This window comes from Chelativorans sp. J32 (genome assembly GCF_000518985.1).
GTDB lineage: Bacteria > Pseudomonadota > Alphaproteobacteria > Rhizobiales > Rhizobiaceae > Chelativorans.
The window spans coordinates 602,364-621,029 of sequence record NZ_JAEQ01000001.1; the positions used below are offsets into that span (position 1 = coordinate 602,364).

The 18,666-nt window shown below is 63.0% G+C and carries 20 protein-coding genes; 9 read left to right on the top strand and 11 right to left on the bottom strand.

Going from position 1 to position 18,666, the window contains the following annotated elements:
* Nucleotides 1-8 precede the first annotated feature (8 nt).
* The 7 genes from CHEJ32_RS0102925 to CHEJ32_RS0102955 form a co-directional block, all read right to left on the bottom strand.
* Nucleotides 9-314, bottom strand: coding sequence for a flagellar hook-basal body complex protein FliE (locus tag CHEJ32_RS0102925; protein ID WP_028032508.1), 306 nt, complete (start codon nt 312-314; stop codon nt 9-11).
* Nucleotides 311-730 (bottom strand): flagellar basal body rod protein FlgC, encoded by a 420-nt coding sequence (gene flgC, locus CHEJ32_RS0102930; protein ID WP_028032509.1) that lies wholly within the window; start codon nt 728-730, stop codon nt 311-313. The genes CHEJ32_RS0102925 and flgC overlap by 4 nt, the downstream gene beginning before the upstream one ends.
* 2 nt (nt 731-732) lie before the next feature.
* The gene (gene flgB / locus CHEJ32_RS0102935; protein ID WP_028032510.1) at nt 733-1,110 is read right to left on the bottom strand and encodes a flagellar basal body rod protein FlgB; all 378 of its coding nucleotides are present in this window, start codon (nt 1,108-1,110) and stop codon (nt 733-735) included.
* A 169-nt stretch (nt 1,111-1,279) separates the two neighbouring features.
* Nucleotides 1,280-1,915: a hypothetical protein gene (locus CHEJ32_RS23760; RefSeq protein WP_051469360.1), complete on the bottom strand. Its 636-nt coding sequence runs from the start codon at nt 1,913-1,915 to the stop codon at nt 1,280-1,282.
* Nucleotides 1,905-3,299 carry a flagellar protein export ATPase FliI gene (gene fliI / locus CHEJ32_RS0102945; RefSeq protein ID WP_028032511.1) on the bottom strand — a complete coding sequence of 465 codons (1,395 nt, stop codon included), beginning with the start codon at nt 3,297-3,299 and terminating at the stop codon, nt 1,905-1,907. Before fliI ends, CHEJ32_RS23760 begins: the two co-directional genes overlap by 11 nt.
* Nucleotides 3,299-4,018 (bottom strand): flagellar basal-body rod protein FlgF, encoded by a 720-nt coding sequence (flgF, locus tag CHEJ32_RS0102950; RefSeq protein ID WP_028032512.1) that lies wholly within the window; start codon nt 4,016-4,018, stop codon nt 3,299-3,301. The genes fliI and flgF overlap by 1 nt, the downstream gene beginning before the upstream one ends.
* A gap of 2 nt (nt 4,019-4,020) precedes the next feature.
* On the bottom strand, nt 4,021-4,797 hold the full coding sequence (locus CHEJ32_RS0102955) for a DUF1217 domain-containing protein (protein WP_028032513.1): 777 nt from the start codon (nt 4,795-4,797) through the stop codon (nt 4,021-4,023).
* A gap of 140 nt (nt 4,798-4,937) precedes the next feature.
* On the opposite strand from CHEJ32_RS0102955, the gene motA reads away from it, so the two are divergent.
* The 7 genes from motA to CHEJ32_RS0102990 all read left to right on the top strand — a co-directional run bounded on the left by motA (nt 4,938) and on the right by CHEJ32_RS0102990 (nt 10,825).
* Nucleotides 4,938-5,825 carry a flagellar motor stator protein MotA gene (gene motA / locus CHEJ32_RS0102960; protein WP_028032514.1) on the top strand — a complete coding sequence of 296 codons (888 nt, stop codon included), beginning with the start codon at nt 4,938-4,940 and terminating at the stop codon, nt 5,823-5,825.
* Nucleotides 5,826-5,832: 7 nt separating this feature from the next.
* Nucleotides 5,833-6,774, top strand: a complete 942-nt coding sequence (locus CHEJ32_RS0102965; RefSeq protein WP_028032515.1) for a FliM/FliN family flagellar motor switch protein — start codon at nt 5,833-5,835, stop codon at nt 6,772-6,774.
* Between the two features lie 12 nt (nt 6,775-6,786).
* Entirely contained in the window at nt 6,787-7,152 is a 366-nt protein-coding gene (gene fliN / locus CHEJ32_RS0102970) for a flagellar motor switch protein FliN (RefSeq protein WP_028032516.1), read from the top strand.
* 19 nt (nt 7,153-7,171) lie between these two features.
* Nucleotides 7,172-8,182 carry a flagellar motor switch protein FliG gene (locus CHEJ32_RS0102975; protein WP_084032650.1) on the top strand — a complete coding sequence of 337 codons (1,011 nt, stop codon included), beginning with the start codon at nt 7,172-7,174 and terminating at the stop codon, nt 8,180-8,182.
* Between the two features lie 4 nt (nt 8,183-8,186).
* Nucleotides 8,187-9,284 (top strand): flagellar biosynthesis protein FlhB, encoded by a 1,098-nt coding sequence (gene flhB / locus CHEJ32_RS0102980; protein ID WP_028032518.1) that lies wholly within the window; start codon nt 8,187-8,189, stop codon nt 9,282-9,284.
* Nucleotides 9,281-9,715: a hypothetical protein gene (locus CHEJ32_RS0102985; protein WP_028032519.1), complete on the top strand. Its 435-nt coding sequence runs from the start codon at nt 9,281-9,283 to the stop codon at nt 9,713-9,715. Before flhB ends, CHEJ32_RS0102985 begins: the two co-directional genes overlap by 4 nt.
* A gap of 132 nt (nt 9,716-9,847) precedes the next feature.
* The gene (locus CHEJ32_RS0102990) at nt 9,848-10,825 is read left to right on the top strand and encodes a threonine/serine dehydratase (RefSeq protein WP_028032520.1); all 978 of its coding nucleotides are present in this window, start codon (nt 9,848-9,850) and stop codon (nt 10,823-10,825) included.
* A gap of 46 nt (nt 10,826-10,871) precedes the next feature.
* Here CHEJ32_RS0102990 and CHEJ32_RS0102995 read toward each other — a convergent pair whose 3' ends face one another.
* Complete coding sequence (locus CHEJ32_RS0102995) at nt 10,872-12,287, bottom strand: short-chain fatty acyl-CoA regulator family protein (protein ID WP_034657774.1); 1,416 nt, start codon at nt 12,285-12,287, stop codon at nt 10,872-10,874.
* A 238-nt stretch (nt 12,288-12,525) separates the two neighbouring features.
* Between CHEJ32_RS0102995 and aceA the strand changes: the two genes are divergently transcribed.
* Both aceA and CHEJ32_RS0103005 read left to right on the top strand, forming a co-directional pair.
* On the top strand, nt 12,526-13,815 hold the full coding sequence (gene aceA / locus CHEJ32_RS0103000; protein ID WP_028032522.1) for an isocitrate lyase: 1,290 nt from the start codon (nt 12,526-12,528) through the stop codon (nt 13,813-13,815).
* A gap of 23 nt (nt 13,816-13,838) precedes the next feature.
* Nucleotides 13,839-14,078: a hypothetical protein gene (locus CHEJ32_RS0103005; RefSeq protein ID WP_028032523.1), complete on the top strand. Its 240-nt coding sequence runs from the start codon at nt 13,839-13,841 to the stop codon at nt 14,076-14,078.
* 63 nt (nt 14,079-14,141) lie between these two features.
* Here the strand turns inward: CHEJ32_RS0103005 and CHEJ32_RS0103010 are convergent, their stop codons facing one another.
* The 3 genes from CHEJ32_RS0103010 to CHEJ32_RS0103020 all read right to left on the bottom strand — a co-directional run bounded on the left by CHEJ32_RS0103010 (nt 14,142) and on the right by CHEJ32_RS0103020 (nt 18,577).
* Nucleotides 14,142-16,541, bottom strand: coding sequence for an aldehyde dehydrogenase family protein (locus CHEJ32_RS0103010; RefSeq protein WP_028032524.1), 2,400 nt, complete (start codon nt 16,539-16,541; stop codon nt 14,142-14,144).
* 11 nt (nt 16,542-16,552) lie between these two features.
* Entirely contained in the window at nt 16,553-17,557 is a 1,005-nt protein-coding gene (gene deoC / locus CHEJ32_RS0103015) for a deoxyribose-phosphate aldolase (protein WP_245260928.1), read from the bottom strand.
* 111 nt (nt 17,558-17,668) lie between these two features.
* Nucleotides 17,669-18,577 carry a DMT family transporter gene (locus tag CHEJ32_RS0103020; RefSeq protein ID WP_028032526.1) on the bottom strand — a complete coding sequence of 303 codons (909 nt, stop codon included), beginning with the start codon at nt 18,575-18,577 and terminating at the stop codon, nt 17,669-17,671.
* Nucleotides 18,578-18,666: the final 89 nt, after the last annotated feature.

Here is an 18,666-nt window from a genome sequence, read left to right on the forward strand (position 1 = left end):
GCTACTCCTCAGATCGCCATACGGCTGATTTCCAGATAGGCGGAGACGATCTTGTCGCGGATGGCGATTGCCGCCTGCAGCGACTGCTCGGCATCCATCACCGCGTCGACCACTGCACGGGTGTCAGCGTCGCCCTGCAGCGCCTCAAGCGAAAGATTCTCCGCCTTCGTGAGCCGTGAAACGGTATTGGTGGCAAGTTCGCTTACCATAGCCGAAAAGGCGTCTCCGTCTGCCGGCGCGGTTGTGACCGCGGGCAGAAGCGGTTCCGTGCCGGTCGAGGAAAGACGGGGAATGTTTCCGATACCGGAGATCATCCGTTACTCCGCAGAAGATCGATCGTCATGGAGATGAGTTCGCGCGCCTGCTTGATCGTCTGGAGGTTCGCTTCGTATCCGCGATTGGCCTCGCGCATATCGGCCATCTCAACCAGCATGTTCACATTCGGCATCTTCACGTAGCCAAACTCGTCGGCAGCCTCGTGGCCAGGCATGTATTCGACGGGAAACTCGGTTGGATCGCGCGCGATGGCCGAGACCTCCACCATCGACCCGCCGCTCGCCCGGTCGAGCTCGGCGGCGAAGCTGATCGTCTTGCGGCGGTAGGGGTCTCCGCCCGGCACGTCGCTCGTCGACTGTGCGTTGGCCAGATTTTCCGAGACCACGCGCAGGCGCTCCGATTGGGCGGTGAGGCCGGAACCTGCGATCTTTACCGCGGTGGAAAGCGGATCCATGTTCAACCCTTCGCCGTCATCAGGATCATGCGGTGAAAGGCCTTCACAATGGCCGTGTTGAGCTCGAAGGCGCGGCGAACCTCGCCTGCTTTAACCAACTCGTCTTCGAGCACCACGCTGTTCTCCGACGGCAGCATCTTCGGGTCCTCGCTCTTGTCGAGCGAGAAGGAAGCGGGTGTGGCGCCGGTGTGCTGGTGCTGGCCATGGGTCGCCTGCATGGCGACGCGGGTGCCGTCGAGCACCTTCTCGAAGGGCTCCACGTCCAATGCCTTGTAGCCCGGCGTGTTGATGTTGGCGATGTTGCCAGCCACGGCCGCCTGGCGGACCGAAAGCCACCGCGCCTGCTGCGTGGCCAGATCGAACAGGTTGACGGGTTCCATCAGCTCTCATCCAAGATTCGACTGCCGGCAGGGTAGGGCGTCAGTCTTGCGCGGGCCTTGCGCCTCGATCCGTTCAGCGCTCCAGCGAGAAGTCCAAGATGGTAGAAGCTGTTGGATCTATGGGTTTCGCGCGTGATAACGGTTCCCACTTTTCCCGGATTGCTCCTGGTCAGCGCGCGAGCGGGATCTCCGTCTCGGCGCTCGTGACGAGAACCCAGGTCCTAGGGCGTTGTTCGATGCGCACCACGCGGCTGCCGTCGGGCAGAAGCGAGCCCGGCTGCACCATCCAGAAGCCGTCATCATCCTCGATGATTCCTCGGCCATTCTCTGCTGCGATGAAATGGAAATTGCGCCGGTCGCCCGGAAACGGTTGTTCGCGCAGGCTGGCAGACATCTGCATCGGCCTGTCCGGCACGGTTCCGGTTGGCGCGAAGTCGAGCTGCGGCATGCCTTCCAGACCGAGCTCGGCCTGGTCGTCCAGATACTCCTGCCGAAGATCGGTACCTGGCGTACCGCGGCCACCCCGCTGCTCGGAAAAGGTGAGGGGACGGATGCCGAAATGTTCCTGGTGGAAGAAAATGTACCACGGGAAAACCGCGCAGATACCCGCCAGCGCTATGCCGCCGGCAGCCAGCAGCCAATCGCCGATGCGAAGTCCGGCAATGCGTTTGGCCAGCCCGGCAGATGGGATCGGGGTGGGATTGCGCCGCGGTTTCCGTTCGGACCTTTCCGGCAGAACGTTATCGTCTACTGCTTCCACCGGAGTCGTATCGGGCAGCACGAGGCCTGCGAGCCTATCCGCCATGGGCGCCCTCCTTAGCCTTGAGATAGGCCGCAAGGTCTCCGAACGGGTCCATCGCAGCTGGATCCTTCGGCGATTGCCGCAAAACCTCATAGATGACGGGCACCTGGCGCACGGCGAGATCGAGTTCCGGATCGATCCCGCCCTGGAACCCCCCGAGCAACCGGATGTCCCGCGTCTCCTCGAACCGGGCAATCATCGCCTTGAGACGCTGGACCACGCGTTTCCGGTCCTCCGTCCACGCCCGCTCGGCGAGGCGCGAGATGGAGGCGAGCGGGTTGACGGCAGGAAAACGCCCCTGTTCCGCGATCGCCCGATCGAGCACCAGATGGCCGTCGAGGATGCCGCGTACGCAGTCGGCGACTGGATCATTGTGGTCGTCCCCGTCTATCAGGACGGAGATAATGGCGGTGATCGAGCCATGTCCCACCTCGCCCGGTCCGGCCCGCTCGAGCAGGCGCGGCAGGTCGGTGAAAACGGAGGCGGGATAGCCGCGCGCGACAGGTGGCTCGCCCGCGCTTGCCGCCACTTCCCGCGTTGCATGGGCATAGCGCGTGATCGAATCGAGCAGGAACAGCACCTTTTCGCCGCGGTCGCGGAAATGCTCGGCCACGCGCATGGCCGTATCGGCAGCCCGGCGGCGCATCATCGCGCTCTCGTCACTGGTGGCGACCACCGCGATGGTCTTCTTCATCCCGGCTTCGCCGAGCGTGTCTTCCAGGAACTCGCGCACCTCGCGCCCGCGCTCGCCGACCATGGCAATCACGACCGTGTCGAAGGCTTCGGCTCGGGCGAGCATGGCCAGCAGCGTCGATTTCCCGACGCCGGAGCCAGCGAAGATGCCGATGCGCTGTCCGAGGCAAAGCGGCGCGAACAGATCCACCACTCGCACGCCCGTGAGAAACGGCTCGGCCACGCGTTGCCTGCGCAGCGCGGGCGGTGTTCCTCGCGGTTGGACCTCGCTTCTGGAAGGGCGCAGCAGTGCCGGGCCGTCATCGAGCGCGCGCGCCAGCGCATCGATCACGCGGCCGCGCCAGCGCGCATGGGGCGTGATATCCAGCGCTCCCGTCGCAAAAACCGCCTGGCCCAGGCTTGCTTCGGCCGTGTGTTCGAACGGGGCGACGACCACATCGTCCGCGGAAATTCGCACGACCTCGCCCCGGTATTCGGCGCCGTGGTGGCGGTAGGCAACGATCTCGCCGAGCCGCGCCGTCTTCGAAAGACCCCGCACACGATAATGCATGGGCGTGACCTCGCAGATCCGGCCGCCCTGCCTAACCAGTCGTTCGGGCTCACTGAAGCGTCGATAAAGGGATTCCAGTGCAGCGAGAGGGTTGGAATGCTCTGCTACCCTTTGCTCGAGGGCTTCAGTCCTGCTCTCATTCATCAGGAGCCCATGGCCTTGATCGCATCCTCCATAGAGGTGTCGCTATCGCGCATGAGCGCCGTCACCTGCTCGAAGGTGCGTTGGACCTGAATGAGCCGCATCATCTCGTTCACGGGATTGACGTTCGAATCTTCCAGGAAACCCTGGGCGACGCCGACATCCGGCTGGTCGACCACCGGCTGGGGCTGAGTACCCGGCAGGAAGCCGGAATTGCCGTAGCGGGTGGCATTCGGACCGGGGGTGAAGGAGAAGAGGCCGATCGCACCCACGGGCTGTCCGTTCTGGAGCAGCATTCCATCCGCGCCGGCCTCTGGTGGGCCGGCCAGCGGGTCGAGCACCAATGGTGCCCCGCCAGCGTCCAGGACGGCGTGTCCCTCGAGCGTCACCAATTCGCCGGTCTCGCGCATGGTGAAGCGGCCGTCCCGCGTCATCATCGGGCCGGCCGGGGTCTCCACCGCGAACCATGCGTCACCCTGCACGGCGAAATCGAAGGGATTGCCGGTCTCCTGCAGTCCGCCGGCCCGGGTATCGTAGAAGTTGTTGCCGGCGGAAACAAAGCTCACCGACTCCTCCGAAAGGCCAGTCATCACATCGCTGAAGGTGACGCCGCCCGCCCGGAAGCCGACTGTACCGGCATTTGCGACATTGTCGGCGAGAGTCGCGAGCCGCCGCTCCAGCGCCATCTGGGAAGACAGCGCCACATAAAGTCCTGTTTGCATGGCTATTTTCTCATCTGCGCGATGGTGAGCAGGATGTCGGTGGAAATGCCGAATTCGGCAGGCTGGCTGAACAGCGCAGCGATCGAGCTCTGCGGGCTGTAGGAGGGGTTATCGATTTCCCACAGGGTCGTGAAACGCTTCAGGAACTCTTCCAGCTTCTGCGGATCTTTCAGATCCTCAAGATCCAGCCGCTCCTTGATCATCTCGACCTGTTTGTCGATATCGGCTTGGGCCAGCGCTTCCGGGAAGCCAAGTGCAGTGCGAACGACCTGTGCAAGCGCGGGATCGGCCAGGATCTCGTAATAGGATTTCAGGCCGCCGGCCTTTCGCTGGAAATAGAGCGCAAGGCGCACGCCTTCGTTCTGCTTGCCAGCATCTTCCTCCAGAGTCTGCCGCAGATACTTCTCCACCGTCCCGGTGGTGGAGCTATGGAAAGTCGTCGTCTTGTCGCCGTAGCGGGCGAAATTGAAGGTGTCGACGAAGTCCTTATACCGCTTGTCGGTGAGCTTGTTTACGAAACTTTCCTCATCGTCGAGGCCGCCTTCGAGCGCCTTCACCATGAACGCCTTCGCATAGGCCATGTCTTCCAGCCCATGGGCCTTCATCGCGTAGCGGAACAGCCGTTCGTCCGCGACGAATTCCTCGATGCTTTTCACCTTGCCGATGTTTTCGAGATAATAGGCCGTCTCGCGGCTCACCATCGGCTGTTGTTCAACACGGTCGATGGAGCGCCCGATATCGCGCACGATAAGCTGATAGCTCGTATAGGTGTTGATCACGCGGAGCCTCCGGCCAGTCTGACGCGAAGGCTAGCGCGCTTGCCTTGCGCGAGGCTGTTCGCATCGCTTCAGCCCATTCAAGCCTCACGCAAGCCACGACAGGTATTGCGGGAAGGGATGTTGGTTGATGAAGGTGTGAAGTGGGCATTCTGCTGGGACTTGTCGTCACCCTGGGCTGCGTGATCGGCGGCTTCATGGCCATGGGCGGCCACATCGATGTGCTCATGCAGCCATGGGAGCTTGTCATCATCGGCGGCGCCGCGCTGGGCACTTTCCTTGTCGCCAACCCAATGGCGATTGTGAAGGATGCGGGCAAGGCGTGCCTGGAAGCGTTCAAGAATCAGGTTCCGAAGGAGACCGAGTATCTTGAGACGCTGGGCGTGCTGCACAGTCTGATGCGCGAGTTGCGCTCCAAGTCGCGCAGCGAGGTGGAGGCGCATATCGACAATCCGGACGAATCGACGATCTTCCAGGCCTTTCCGACGGTCCTCAAGAACCGCGATCTCACGAATTTCATCTGCGACTACTGCCGCATCATCATCATCGGCAATGCGCGGCCCTTCGAAATCGAAGCGCTGATGGACGAGGAAATCCAGACGATCCGTCGCGACAAGCTGAAGCCCTACCACGCGCTTCAGGCCGTGGCGGACGGCTTGCCGGCGCTCGGCATCGTGGCTGCCGTGCTAGGCGTCATCAAGGCCATGGGTGCGCTCGACCAGTCGCCGGAAATACTTGGGGCCCTGGTCGGTGCCGCGCTGGTCGGCACGTTCCTCGGCATTTTTCTGTCCTATGCGGTGGTCGGCCCGATCGCGACCAAGATCAAGATCGTGCGCGAGAAGAAGAACAGGCTCTACGTGATCGTGAAGCAGACATTGCTTGCCTATATGAACGGCTCGCTGCCGCAGGTGGCGCTGGAGTTCGGCCGCAAGACGATCTCGGCCTATGACCGCCCATCCATCGATGCTGTCGAGCAGAAGACGATGGGACAGATACCCGGCGGCGCGGCGACAGAGAAGAAGGCGGCTTGAGCGGCGGATGACGGCACTCTCAAGCGATCCGGCACTGATGCAGGACCTCGTGGTCGAGCGCCTCGTGGGCGCCACTGGAGACCCGCGTCTCGTCGTCGAGGCTGCACGAAACACGGCCATTCGCGCCCTCTCGGTGGTGCAGGAGACATTCCAGGAGAAGTTTTCCGCCCCGCTTTCCCTTGATGTGGCAGGGATCGACATCGTGAGGCTGGCGGAGCTAAAGCCCGAGCCCGATTCGTTCGATGCACTGGTGGTGGTCCCCTCGGCCGCTTCGCGGGACGCGCTCACAATGCGCCTCGACGCGCGAGCACTGTCGTTTCTCGTGAGCGTCGTCCTCGGCGGCGATCCGGACATCCCGCCGCCGCCTCTCAACCGGCCGCCTTCCAGGGTCGAGCTCGATGTGGCCGCTCTCGTCTTCGACGTCTTCGCAAGCGCTCTCAACGGCACGGGCACGCGCTCCCTGGGCTTGCGCTTGCCCGCTCCCCAGCCTGTGGCCGGGCCTGGTGAATTAAAGCGGCTGGTTGTCCGGGACGGGCCGGGCATACGCATCAGCTTTTCGCTCGGAACGGGGCCGGAGGCGGGCTCACTCACGGCCTGGATTCCTCACCGGGTCATTCTCCAGACCCGGGCTGCGGTTGGCGGCGGTGCGGGCGATCCGCCCGCGCCCGTGCAATGGCGGCAACGCTTCAGCGACGAGGTGCGCCGCTCGAAGGTGCAGGTGACAGCGACGATCCCGTTGATGAAGCTGCCGCTTGCAGCGCTTGCCGATCTCAAGCCCGGCCAGGTGCTCGAACTGCAGGAGAATGCGCCGAAGGAAACGCATCTTTCGGTGCGCAACCGTCCGGTTTTCGTATGCGAGTTTGGCCGCCTCGGCCAGAATTACACCGTCCGCATCAGGCAGCCTTTTGATGACCGGCAGGCCGTCCTCGATGGTCTGCTGGCCGGCTGAAGGAGAATCCTTATGAGCAAGACCCGAACCGCCCCCAGTGAGAGCGCAGGCGAGACATTGGACAAGGCGATCGAGGAGATGCGCAGCGCCCTTCATGAAGAGGAGTCGCGGACGAACGCGGCCGGCGGCGCGGGCTTTGTCATGGACATTCCAGTCGAGGTGCAGATCGTTCTGGGCAGCGCGGAAATGACCGTCTCCGAGCTGATGGCGCTGCAGCGTGGCTCCACCGTGTCGCTCGACCGGCGCATTGGCGAACCGGTCGATATCGTGGTCAATGGCCGGCGGATCGCCCGCGGTGAGATTACGATCCTTGAGGATGACCCGAGCCGCTTCGGAGTGCGCCTGACCGAGATCGGCGGCTCCACGCGAGCCGAATGAGCAGCGGTTTGGGAGAGGGATGGTGAACACACCCGTCAGGTTGACCCAGGCAGAAAAGGCGGCCGCCATTCTCGTGGCGATGGGCAAGCCTGCCGCGGGCAGGCTGCTTAAGTTTTTCAAGCAGGAGGAATTGAAGGCACTCATAGAGGCGGCGCGGCGTTTGCGCACCATTCCGCAGGCCGAGCTTGAAAAGGTTGTCCAGGAATTCGAGCGGGAGTTCGCCGAAGGCGCCGGCCTCCTCGACTCGGCGGATAGCATGAGCAACATCCTGAGCGAGACATTGCCGCCCGAGGAAGTAAGCTTCCTCATGGGCGGCGGTGCCGCCGAGAGCGCCGTAGCCGAGGACGTCTGGGCAAAACTGGAAAAGCTCCAGCCGGAGCGGCTGGCGCAGGTTCTCACGCTCGAACACCCGCAGACCATCGCCGTTATCCTCGCCAGTCTCTCGCCCCAGGTCGCGTCAAGGGTGACAGTGGCGCTCGATCGCCAGCAGCGGGGGGACGTGCTGCGGCGGATGGCGTCGATGGGGCAGGTGGGTGCTGAGGCACGGGCGATCATCGAGCGGCGCATTGCCGAGATCCTGCGCGCCGAAGCGAGCGGAAAGGATGCCTCCGCTGGCCAGGCGCGTGTTGCGCGTCTGCTCAACGAGCTTGAGAAGGCTGAAGCCGACGAGGTGATCCGCGATCTGGAGGCGGTGGGCACGCCGGATGTGGATGCGATCAGGGCACGGCTCTTCGCCTTCGAGGAAATCGTTCACCTGTCCCAGAAAGGACGCGTCGCGCTTCTGGACGGCCTGCCGACGGATCTCGTCACGCTTGCCCTGCGGGAGGCGCCTTCCGAGGTTGTGGAAGCGGTTCTATCAGCTCTTGGTGCCCGCTCACGGCGCATGATCGAGGCAGAACTTGCAGCACCCATGGATGGCGTATCGTCAGAAGCTGTCGCCGGCGCGCGCAAGCGCATCGCAGCCACCGCTATACAGCTCGCACAGCAAGGGGCGATCGAGCTCCCTTCCACCTCGAAGATAGCCGCATAAGGCGATGGCCGAGGGAGGAGCCGACAAGGAAAGCAAGACCGAAGAGGCCACGGAGAAGAAGGTCCGGGACACGGTCGAGAAGGGGCAACTGCCGTTCTCCCGCGAAGCGCCGGTGCTTGCGTCCTTTCTCGCGATCCTCGTCTTCATAATCTTTTTCGCGGAGGAACGGGCGGCTGAGCTTGCCGGCTTCCTCGCCGTCTTCATCGAAAGAGCCGATGGCTGGTCGCTGGAGACCCAGACAGATGCGATCGCGATCTATCGGATCGTCTTCCTGGAGGTCGGCAAGGTCGCGGGCGTCGTGATGGTGCTGCTGGTCGCCGCCGGCATTTCGGCTTCGATCCTGCAGAACACACCCCGTTTCGTGCTTGACCGCATCCAGCCCAAACTCTCGCGCATTTCGCTTGCCAAGGGCTGGTCGCGACTTTTCGGCGGGCGCGGGCTGGTCGAGTTCGCCAAATCCATCGGCAAGATGCTTGTGGTCGGCGGCCTCGTCGCCTTCACGCTGCGGCATGCAGACACGCGCCTGCTTTCCGGCATGATGACGCACCCGGTCGTCTTCACCGTCACGATCCGCGATCTGGCCGTCAACATCCTCATCGCCATCGCGCTCTTCATGACCCTGGTGGCCGTCGCGGACCTGGTGTGGTCACGCTTCAGCTGGCGGCAGGACTTGCGCATGACGCGCCAGGAGGTGAAGGACGAGCAAAAGCAGACGGATGGCGACCCGCTCGTAAGGGCGCGCCTGCGTTCCGTGGCGCGGGATCGCGCGAGGCAGCGCATGATGTCTGCGGTACCTCAGGCAACGCTGGTCATCGCCAACCCTACCCACTACGCCATCGCTTTGCGCTACCAGCGTGATAAGGACGCCGCACCCGTCGTCGTTGCCAAGGGGCAGGACCTGATAGCATTGCGCATCCGGGAGATCGCGCAAGAACACGACATCCCCGTTTTCGAGGAGCCGGCGCTCGCCCGTTCCATGTACAAACAAGTTTCAGTGGATAGTCTTATCCCGCCTCAGTTCTACAAGGCGGTCGCCGAGCTTGTCCGGCGCGTCTACATGGCGGGAGGCGGCGGGAGGACAATGATGAAGGCGACAGCATGAACCGGCAGCCCCATTCATATGAGCGGGAGATCATCGTGGCGAAGGCTATCGAAGGGGTGGCAAGCGAGCTCCGGCTGATCGACCTTGCCGATTACGTGGCCTTCATTCGGCTGGAGAGCATGGCGAGCATAGCCGACATCGTCGAATCGGCCGCCGAGCTTTACTTCGTGCCCGGCACATTGCGGCTGGGGCACGGCTGTGAAGCCCATGTCGGCTGGACGGAAGCGCCGCGCATCGTGCTCGATCTGGAACTTCGCCCGACAGGGGTAACCGTGTATTTCACGCTGACCCTGAGCGCTTCCGACGCTTCGGTCGACGTCAAATACGTCGCTTTCGATGAACCTTCCGAAGATCCGGAGGCCAATTCAGCGTTTCTGGCCAGGGCCCTTGAGGCCTCCCGGATTCGCAGGGCGGCAAGCATGAGAGCCTGAGCCTGTTTCGCGCCCCGGGGAGAATGGATCGCGCCAGGTTCTGCCTGGGCGGGACATGACATTGGCGCCCGTTCGCGATAGGCATATCGGCATCTAAACCCCTTGCCATTGCCGAACTCCAGGACAGCCGACATGACAGACATCGCGATGATCCAAGCCGCCCGCGATCGCATCTCCGGGCATGCTCGATACACGCCCTTTCTTGATTCGCCCTTTCTGGACGAAATCGCAGGGCGTCGTGTGCTCGTCAAAGCCGAGTGCCTGCAGCTTACCGGCTCCTTCAAGTTCCGTGGAGCATGGTCGGCTATTTCCGCCCTTGATCAGGAGGTGCGAAAGAACGGCGTGATTGCCTTCTCCTCGGGAAATCACGCGCAGGGTGTGGCCCTTGCCGCGCGTATGCACGGCGTGCCCTGTGTCATCGTCATGCCCTCCGATGCGCCCAGACTGAAAGTGGAGAACACCCGCGCCTATGGCGCCGAGGTGGTGCTCTATGACCGCGCGAATGAGAGCCGGGAAGCAATCGGCGCCCACCTTGCTCAGGAAAGGGGGCTCACGCTGATCAAGCCTTTCGATGAACCTTTGGTCATCGCCGGGCAGGGCACGATCGGCCTCGAAATCGCGGATCAAGCGAGGGAGGCGGGCATAGAGCGCGCCGAGGTACTTGTCCCCTGCGGTGGCGGTGGGCTTACTTCGGGCATATCGCTCGCGCTTGAGGCCTGCGCGCCGGGCTTCAAGGTGCATCCCTGCGAACCTGCAGGTTTTGACGACACCACACGCTCCCTCGCCTCGGGAAAATTTGAACGCAATGAAAAGATGGCCGGTTCGATCTGCGACGCTATCGTGACGCCGTCGCCGGGTGAAATCACCTTTCCGATCATGCGGCGGATATGCGGTGCAGGGATCGTGGTGACAGATGACGAGGCGTTGCACGCAATGGCAATTGCCTTTAGCCGGTTAAAAATCGTCATAGAGCCGGGCGGTGCGGTGGCTCTCGCGGCAGCTCTCTTCCATGGCAGCGAGATCGACGGGGACACCGCAATTGTGGTCGCCTCAGGCGGCAATGTGGATGCCGCACTGTTTCGGCAGGCGCTGGAGCGGTTCGGCGGCTAGCGCGGCCTGAGGATCCGGCGCGGGCTTCGGAGCGCACCCTAAAAGGTTACTGGAAATCGTAGACGCTGAATCCGGTCACCATTTCGTCCAGCCCAAGAGGGCGGGTGAGGGGCGGTTCTGCCCTTGCAAGGCATCCCTGCCGCTCACAGAGCCGACAGGCAGGACCAATGGGTGTGACGAGATTAGCTGGCAGGGCATCGCCGTAGATGACCCGGTCCTTGTACGTTATTTCGCAACCGAGCAGCAGCGCCGTGCGACGCGGCCGCTCGCTGAATGCAGCCTGAGGGCCGTCCACCGTGCGGGCGATCGTGAGGTAGGCTTCCCCATTAGGCATCGCCACTGCGTCGGCGAGGATCTGTCCCGGCTGGGCGAAGGCGGCATGGATGGTAAGCTTGGGACAACCGCCGCCGAAACGATTGGCTGGAAAGCCCTGCGCGCCGGCACGCCTCAGCCGGTTGCCTGCAGCATCCACCTCGAGCAGAAAAAACGGGATGCCTGCCGTGCCTTCCCGCCCGAGCGTCGTCAGACGGTTTGCCGCCTGCTCGAACGAGACCTGGAACCTCGCGGAAAGGACTGAAATATCGTATCGCGACCGCTCGGCTGCCGCGAGGAACGGCTCGTAAGGCATCATGAGCGCATGGGCGGCGTAGCGTCCGAGCTCAAAGCGGGCGAGCCGCTTCGCCTCGTCCGAATGCAGTCTGAGCGCCTCGATCTCAATGGCAATGGCAGCCCGCATGCGGATGAGCGCGGCCTCGATCGCGATCTCGCGCAGCTGGTCGGCCGGTGAAAGCCGTTCGGAGATGAAGAGCCGCTGCGAATGGCGGTCGTAACGCCGCCGCCAGTTCGGCATGGTTGCGGCGGGGAGCACGCGCACGCTAATGCCATGCTCCCGCGCGAACCATGCCTTGAGCGCGCCGGGCAAATCGCCCCCGGAATCCAATACGCGGTGAAAAGCCTCAGCCTCCTCCTCCAGTGCAGGGAAGTGGTTGGGGCGTCGCTCGAGAACATCGCGGACTTCGTCCACCGGCAGCCTTGTGGCGGAAACGGCAGCTGTGTGGCCTTCCTCCGAGAGCATTCCGGAGAGGTCGGACAGGCGCGTCGCCTGCTCGCGATAGGCGCGATAAAGCTTGATCAGGGCCGCAGCGGCATTGGGCGCGGCGTCGGCAAGGTCGAGCAACTCGCTCTCGCCGGGAAGCTCGCCCACAAGCAGCGGATCGGAAAAGACTTCCCTGAGAGCGCCAAGCGAGGCGCCGGACTCCGCCTGCAATTCCTCAGGCTCCACCCTGTAGACCGAGACCAGCTTGAGGATCAACTGCGCGGTCAAGGGCCTCTGATTCCGCTCGATGAGGTTGAGATAGGAGGGCGAAATGCCCAACCCCTCGGCCATTGCAGTCTGCGTCAGGCCCTTGGCGTGACGGATACGCCTGACGCGGGCGCCCGCGAAAATCTTCTGCGCATTCAGCAATCGGTGTTCCTTTACATCCCTTTACAAGCGCTGTTGAGCTTTCGGCGCCTTTACAGGATTTACAAATTTACGGCCTCGGGTGTGACAAGATCAGACATCATCACCCGAAATGCCTTCTTTTATCCCGCCATCTGCGTGCCTTTTCAAGGTGCCCGTCGTAAATCCTGTCACAACGATCAGGGCAGAACTGCCTGGGTCCATCCTTAACGCGAACCCACGATTTGGCGGAGACACTATGACAGACTTTTACAGCCTTGTCCCATCAGCTCCCAAGGGCCGCTTCGACGGCATTGAGCGGACCTATTCGGCAGAAGATGTGCGCCGGCTGCGTGGCTCGGTGGCCATCCGCCATACTCTTGCGGAGGAGGGCGCCAACCGGCTCTGGCAGCTCCTGCATCAAGACGATTTCGTGAATGCACTGGGTGCGCTTTCGGGCAACCAGGCGATGCAGATGGTGCGGGCCGGCTTGAAGGCAATCTATCTCTCGGGCTGGCAGGTGGCCGCCGACGCCAATACTGCCTCGGCCATGTATCCCGACCAGTCCCTTTATCCGGCCAATGCCGGGCCGGAGCTGGCACGGCGGATCAACCGCACCCTGCAGCGCGCCGACCAGATCGAGGTCTCGGAGGGGAAGGGGCTTTCGGTCGAAACCTGGTTTGCGCCCATCGTGGCCGATGCCGAAGCGGGGTTCGGTGGCCCGCTCAACGCTTTCGAGATCATGAAGGCCTATATCGAGGCGGGTGCTGCCGGCGTCCATTTCGAGGACCAGCTCGCTTCGGAGAAGAAGTGTGGCCATCTCGGCGGCAAGGTGCTGATCCCCACGGCGGCCCATATCCGCAACCTCACCGCCGCGCGTCTTGCCGCAGATGTGATAGGTGTGCCCTCGCTCGTCATCTGCCGCACGGATGCGGAGGCGGCGAAGCTGCTTACCTCAGATATCGATGAGCGCGATCAGCCTTTCGTCGATTACGAGGCTGGCCGCACGGTGGAGGGCTTCTACCGGGTAAAGAACGGGCTGGAGCCCTGCATCGCCCGTGCCATTGCTTACGCGCCCTACAGCGACCTCATCTGGTGCGAGACTTCGAAACCCGATCTGGAGCAGGCGCGGAAATTCGCCGAAGGCGTACACAAGCATCATCCGGGCAAGATGCTGGCCTACAACTGCTCGCCCTCCTTCAATTGGAAGAAGAACCTGGACGACGGCACCATCGCCAAGTTCCAGCGTGAACTGGGTGCCATGGGTTACAAGTTCCAGTTCATCACGCTCGCGGGCTTCCATCAGCTCAACTACGGCATGTTCGAGCTGGCGAGCGGGTATCGGGAGCGTCAGATGGCAGCTTATGCGGAGCTGCAGGAGGCGGAATTCGCCGCGGAATCGCGCGGCTACACGGCCACCAAGCACCAGCGCGAGGTAGGCACGGGATATTTCGATGCCGTTTCCCTGGCGATCACTGGAGGTCAGTCCTCCACCACCGCCATGGGTGAATCGACCGAACATGACCAATTCGTTCAGGCGGCCGAGTGAAGGCTGCCGGGAAGGAGCAAAGCATGAAGATCTCAGTCAAAGAACGTATCGAGGCGCAGACGACCGAGATGGGCGATATGCAACAGGTGGCTATGCGCCGGGTCGCAAATGATCTGCACCGGCTCAATCAGGCCGTCGTCGAGGCGGTCCAGGCCGGCCTGTCGGTGGAGCTGATCCGCACGGCTCGCCACCATGGCGGTGACGGCAATTGGGGCGATCTCCTGATGCCCATCATCGTGAGGAATGCGGGATCGAGCGAATAACCCCAGCCAGTCCACGAACCTGGCGCTTTCCGACCTCGTTCACTTGCGCGGGGTCGGAAAGCTTCATTCGCCGTAGGGCACCCAGATGTTTTTCACCTGGGTTGCCCGACGGAGGAACTCTCGGCCCTTGGCCTGCCTGTCATCCAGCCAGTCACGCCCCTTGCCGCCGCTGACCCAGGTGGCCTTGAGATTGCCGCAGGAGGCGCGCTCCACCATAGCGCTGCCATCCTTGCCGCCGAAATACCACATGGCCGCCACCTCGTCGTGTTCCGCAAGCGTTTTGGCGAGCACATCCTTCTCCCCGGTGACGATGTTCACCACGCCACCCGGAACGTCTGAGGTGTCGAAAACCTGGTAGAGATTGGTGGCGATCAGCGGATGCCGCGTCGACGGCACCGCAATCACGCGGTTGCCCATGGCGATCGCCGGCAGCACCAGGGAAATGAAGGCGGCGAGCGGCGCTTCTTCCGGCGCAACCACGCCCACCACGCCCCAGGGTTCGTTCATTGCGAGCGTGACGTGGCGCGATTTCGTGGCATGTACCGCGCCGTCATATTTGTCCGCCTGGGCGGCGTAATAGAAGATGCGGCGCAGAGCGATGTCGAACTCGGCAGCTGAAGCTTTGGCGTTCTGGCCTGTGCTTTCGGAGAGGAGTTCGATGAATTCTTCGCGCCGCGCATCGAGGTTCTCGCCCACATAATAGAGCACCTGCGCACGGTTGTGTGCGGTTACCACGCCCCAGCTTCCAGCCTTCGCTGCTGCCTCGACCGCGTTGCGGATGTCCTTGCGGTTGCCCAGCGGTGCCTGGCCGATGACGGCGCCGCCTTTGCCCAGCACGTCATAAGAATAGCCGCCGTCCGGCCGCGCCTGCTTGCCGCCGATATACATTTTCGCCGTGCGGTCGATGCGGCTGAGACCCGCGAAGCGGCGTTCTTCCTCCGCCGCGCCGCCCGGTTTGAAGGGAGCCAATTCCTCGGCCGGCTTCAGCGCCTTCTCGACATCGCTGACGAGGTATTCGTAAAGGCCTTCGCGCGCGCCTTCGCGACCGAAACCGCTTTCGCGATAGCCGCCAAAGCCAGCGCCCGCGTCGAGCATGTTGGTGCAGTTCACCCACACCACGCCGGCCTTCACCTTGGCGGCCGTGTCCAGCGCGAGATTGATGTTTTCCGACCAGATGGAGGCTGCGAGCCCGTACCGCGTGTTGTTCGCGAGCGCTACCGCCTCGGCCGGCGTGCGGAAGGTCATGGCGATGGCCACCGGCCCGAAAATCTCAACATTGCAGACGGTTGCTGCCGGGTCCACATCGGTGAAGAAGGTCGGGGGAAAGTAGAAGCCTTTTTCCGGAAGATCTCCCGAAGCGCGCCACAGCGTGCCGCCTTCCTCCTCACCTTTTCTCACGAGTGAAATGATGCGCTTCAACTGCTCCGCCGAGACGATCGCACCCACGTCGATGCCCTTATCGAGCGGGCAGCCCACGCGCAGCGTCTCCATGCGCCGACGCAGCTTACCGTAGAAGCGCTCCGCAACGCCCTCCTGCACGATGATGCGCGAGCCGGCACAGCAGACCTGGCCCTGGTTGAACCAGATGGCGTCGACCACGCCTTCCACCGCGCCGTCCAAGTCCGCATCCTCGAAGACGATGAAGGGCGACTTGCCGCCGAGTTCGAGCGAAAGCCTCTTGCCCGAGCCTGCAAGCTGCTTGCGGATGATGCGGCCCACTTCCGTCGAGCCGGTGAAGGCGACCTTGTCGATGTCTTCGTGTTCGCAGATCGCGGCACCCGTGCGCCCATCGCCATGGACGATGTTGACCACCCCCGCGGGAAGGCCGACCTCCAGGCAGACTTCGGCAAAGGCCGCGGCGGTGAGGGGCGTCAGCTCGGCCGGCTTCAGCACCACGGTGTTGCCAGCGGCGAGCGCCGGGGCGATCTTCCAGGCGAGCATCAGCAGCGGGAAATTCCATGGGATGATCTGTCCGCACACGCCTACGGGTGAAAAGCCTTCGAACTCGCTCTCCACCATCTCCGCCCAGCCGGCATGGTGATAGAAATGGCGGGCCACAAGCGGGATGTCGATGTCGCGCGTCTCGCGGATCGGCTTGCCGTTGTCCATGCTCTCGAGCACCGAGAAGAAGCGCTCCCGCTTCTGGATATGCCGTGCAATCGCGTAAAGGTAGCGCGCCCGCTCATGCCCGGAGAGAGCTGCCCATTTGGGATAAGCCTCGCGCGCGGCCTTCACCGCAGCATCTACATCCGCGGCGGTCCCCTGAGCCACGCGCGCAAGCTCCGCCTCGGTTGCCGGGTTGATGGTGGCGAAGCTTTCCTCACTCCTGGGGGAAGTGAATTTTCCGCCGATGAAATGGCCGATCCCGCCCGCGCGTGCCTTCAGCCAGGCGACCACGTCCTCGTTGGCCTCTGGCGCGGCCCCGTATTTCATGCTGCGCATGATATCCCTGATCTGTTCCATGGATTTCTTCCTCAGGCGAGGGGATGCCGGTAGGACGCGGAGTAGCGCCCGGTGGCGAAATGTTCGAGCTGTCTTTCGATATCGCCGAGCATGGAGCTCGCGCCCAGCCGAAAACGGTCCGGCATGGTCCAGGCAGTGCCCAACTCCTCCTTCATGAGGATAAGCCAGGCTAGCGCATCCTTGGCGGTACGCATGCCGCCGGCGGGTTTGAAGCCTACGCTCTCACCGGAGAATTCCTGATAGTCGCGGATGGCGCGCACCATGGTGAGGCCCACCGGCAGGATGGCGTTCACCTCCTCCTTGCCGGTGGAAGTCTTGATGAAATCGGCGCCCGCCTGCATGGCCACCATCGAGGCGCGGTAGACGTTTCTGAGCGTGGCGAGGTCGCCCGTGGCGAGAATAGCCTTCAAATGCGCGTGCCCGCAGGCCTCGCGCATAGCGCGCACCTCGTCATAGAGCGCCTGCCAGTTCTGCGTCAGGACATGCTCGCGGGTGATCACGATGTCGATTTCGCCCGCACCTTCCTCCACCGCATAACGGATCTCGGCGAGCCGCTGCGGGAGGGGCGTGAGACCCGCCGGGAAGCCGGTGGCGACGGAGGCCACCGGGATGCCTGAACCTTGCAGCGCCTTCACCGCATGGGGCACCATGGTGGGGTAGACGCAGACAGCACCCACTGTGATCCGCTCCTCAGCGAGGCCGAGGGCCGTCTGCAATTCGTCAGAAAGCGGCTTCTTCGCCTTGGCGCAGAGCCGGCGCACACGGCCTGCAGTATCGTCGCCTGAAAGCGTTGTGAGGTCCATGCAGGTGATGGCCCGCACCAGCCAGGCCGCCTGCCACTCCTTTTTCACCGTGCGGCGCGTGGTCAGCGTCGCCGCACGCCTCTCTGCAGCGGAAAGGTTTACTGCCACATCCTCGAACCACTCGGGGGTGAGCGCAGTGCCTTTGTTCCGGGCTTCATGCTCCTCGGGCGCGGGCACGGCTTTGATGGTCGGGTGCTTTTCCGGCAGGATCATGCTCGATCCCTCCAATGTCATGCGTTGAGCGGACGGTCGACGCGATGATAAGGCCGGCCATCCCCTTTGGATAGACAATCTGAGCAAGGTGGAGAGGCATTGAACTGGAGCTTAGTGCTCGGCCACGACCGGAGTTTTGATATTGCGCTCGCGGAAGAAAATGAACAGACCTGCGGCTATAATGACCGCTCCGCCAATGAGAACCGACGGACGCGGCACATCGCCGAAAAAGGCCCACCCAAAGATCACCGCCCACGGCAGCAATGTATATTCGAAGGGTACGACCGTCGCGGCATCGGCCAGCTTCATGGCGCGGTTGACGCCCATATGTCCGAGCATCGACACGACCCCAACGAGACCCAGCAGGACGAGATCGCCCGCGCTCGGTGTCACCCACTCGAAGGGGGCGGTGAAAAGCCCGAGGGCTCCGGCGCCGAGAATCTGCCAGAAGACCAGCGTCGTATCGGGAGTCCCGCGTAGCGTGCGTGACAAAAGCATTATGAATGCGAAGGCGAGGCTTCCGAGGATGGAGATGATGGCGGGCGGGCTGAGAGCTGCCGCCGATGGCTCGAGCGCGATCATCACCCCGATAAAGCCGATGAAGATTGCGGTCCATCTTCGCCAGCCCACCTTTTCACCGAGAAGCAGGGGGGAAAGAGCCGCCACGTAAATGGGTGCGGCAAGCCAGTAGGTCATCACATCTGCCAGCGGAAGATAGGCAACCGCGAAATAGAATCCGAAGCTTTCACCGGCAGAAATCACAACGCGCAGGGCCTGGAGGCCGGGCCGCTCCACCTGAAGCAGGGGCTTCAGCCCGACCTTCCAGAGAAAGGGGGAAAGCACGATTAGGGCGGCGATGCTCCGCAGCAACAGAACCTGTCCCACCGTGTAAGTGGCAACCAGCCATTTCCCCAGCGCGTCGTTAAGCGAGAAGAGAAGCATCGCCGCGAGCATGACGAGGATGCCGAGCCGCGTCGTGTCGTGAGTTTCAGCTAATGGCGCGGCCGGTTGGGTAGTCATGCTGCCTTTCGATGCGGATGGACCCTGTGAGAGCCTGTCCATGACGACTTATACGCCGGCAGTGCTGCTGGGAAGGGCGCTGCCGGAAG

Bases quoted from the DNA above. Each gene is read 5' to 3' on its own strand.
- CHEJ32_RS0102925 (WP_028032508.1), bottom strand. From the start codon at position 314: ATGATCTCCGGTATCGGAAACATTCCCCGTCTTTCCTCGACCGGCACG.
- flgC (WP_028032509.1), bottom strand. From the start codon at position 730: ATGGATCCGCTTTCCACCGCGGTAAAGATCGCAGGTTCCGGCCTCACC.
- flgB (WP_028032510.1), bottom strand. From the start codon at position 1,110: ATGGAACCCGTCAACCTGTTCGATCTGGCCACGCAGCAGGCGCGGTGG.
- CHEJ32_RS23760 (WP_051469360.1), bottom strand. From the start codon at position 1,915: ATGGCGGATAGGCTCGCAGGCCTCGTGCTGCCCGATACGACTCCGGTG.
- fliI (WP_028032511.1), bottom strand. From the start codon at position 3,299: ATGAATGAGAGCAGGACTGAAGCCCTCGAGCAAAGGGTAGCAGAGCAT.
- flgF (WP_028032512.1), bottom strand. From the start codon at position 4,018: ATGCAAACAGGACTTTATGTGGCGCTGTCTTCCCAGATGGCGCTGGAG.
- CHEJ32_RS0102965 (WP_028032515.1), top strand. From the start codon at position 5,833: ATGACGGCACTCTCAAGCGATCCGGCACTGATGCAGGACCTCGTGGTC.
- fliN (WP_028032516.1), top strand. From the start codon at position 6,787: ATGAGCAAGACCCGAACCGCCCCCAGTGAGAGCGCAGGCGAGACATTG.
- CHEJ32_RS0102975 (WP_084032650.1), top strand. From the start codon at position 7,172: ATGGTGAACACACCCGTCAGGTTGACCCAGGCAGAAAAGGCGGCCGCC.
- flhB (WP_028032518.1), top strand. From the start codon at position 8,187: ATGGCCGAGGGAGGAGCCGACAAGGAAAGCAAGACCGAAGAGGCCACG.
- CHEJ32_RS0102985 (WP_028032519.1), top strand. From the start codon at position 9,281: ATGAACCGGCAGCCCCATTCATATGAGCGGGAGATCATCGTGGCGAAG.
- CHEJ32_RS0102990 (WP_028032520.1), top strand. From the start codon at position 9,848: ATGACAGACATCGCGATGATCCAAGCCGCCCGCGATCGCATCTCCGGG.
- aceA (WP_028032522.1), top strand. From the start codon at position 12,526: ATGACAGACTTTTACAGCCTTGTCCCATCAGCTCCCAAGGGCCGCTTC.
- CHEJ32_RS0103005 (WP_028032523.1), top strand. From the start codon at position 13,839: ATGAAGATCTCAGTCAAAGAACGTATCGAGGCGCAGACGACCGAGATG.
- CHEJ32_RS0103010 (WP_028032524.1), bottom strand. From the start codon at position 16,541: ATGGAACAGATCAGGGATATCATGCGCAGCATGAAATACGGGGCCGCG.
- deoC (WP_245260928.1), bottom strand. From the start codon at position 17,557: ATGATCCTGCCGGAAAAGCACCCGACCATCAAAGCCGTGCCCGCGCCC.
- CHEJ32_RS0103020 (WP_028032526.1), bottom strand. From the start codon at position 18,577: ATGACTACCCAACCGGCCGCGCCATTAGCTGAAACTCACGACACGACG.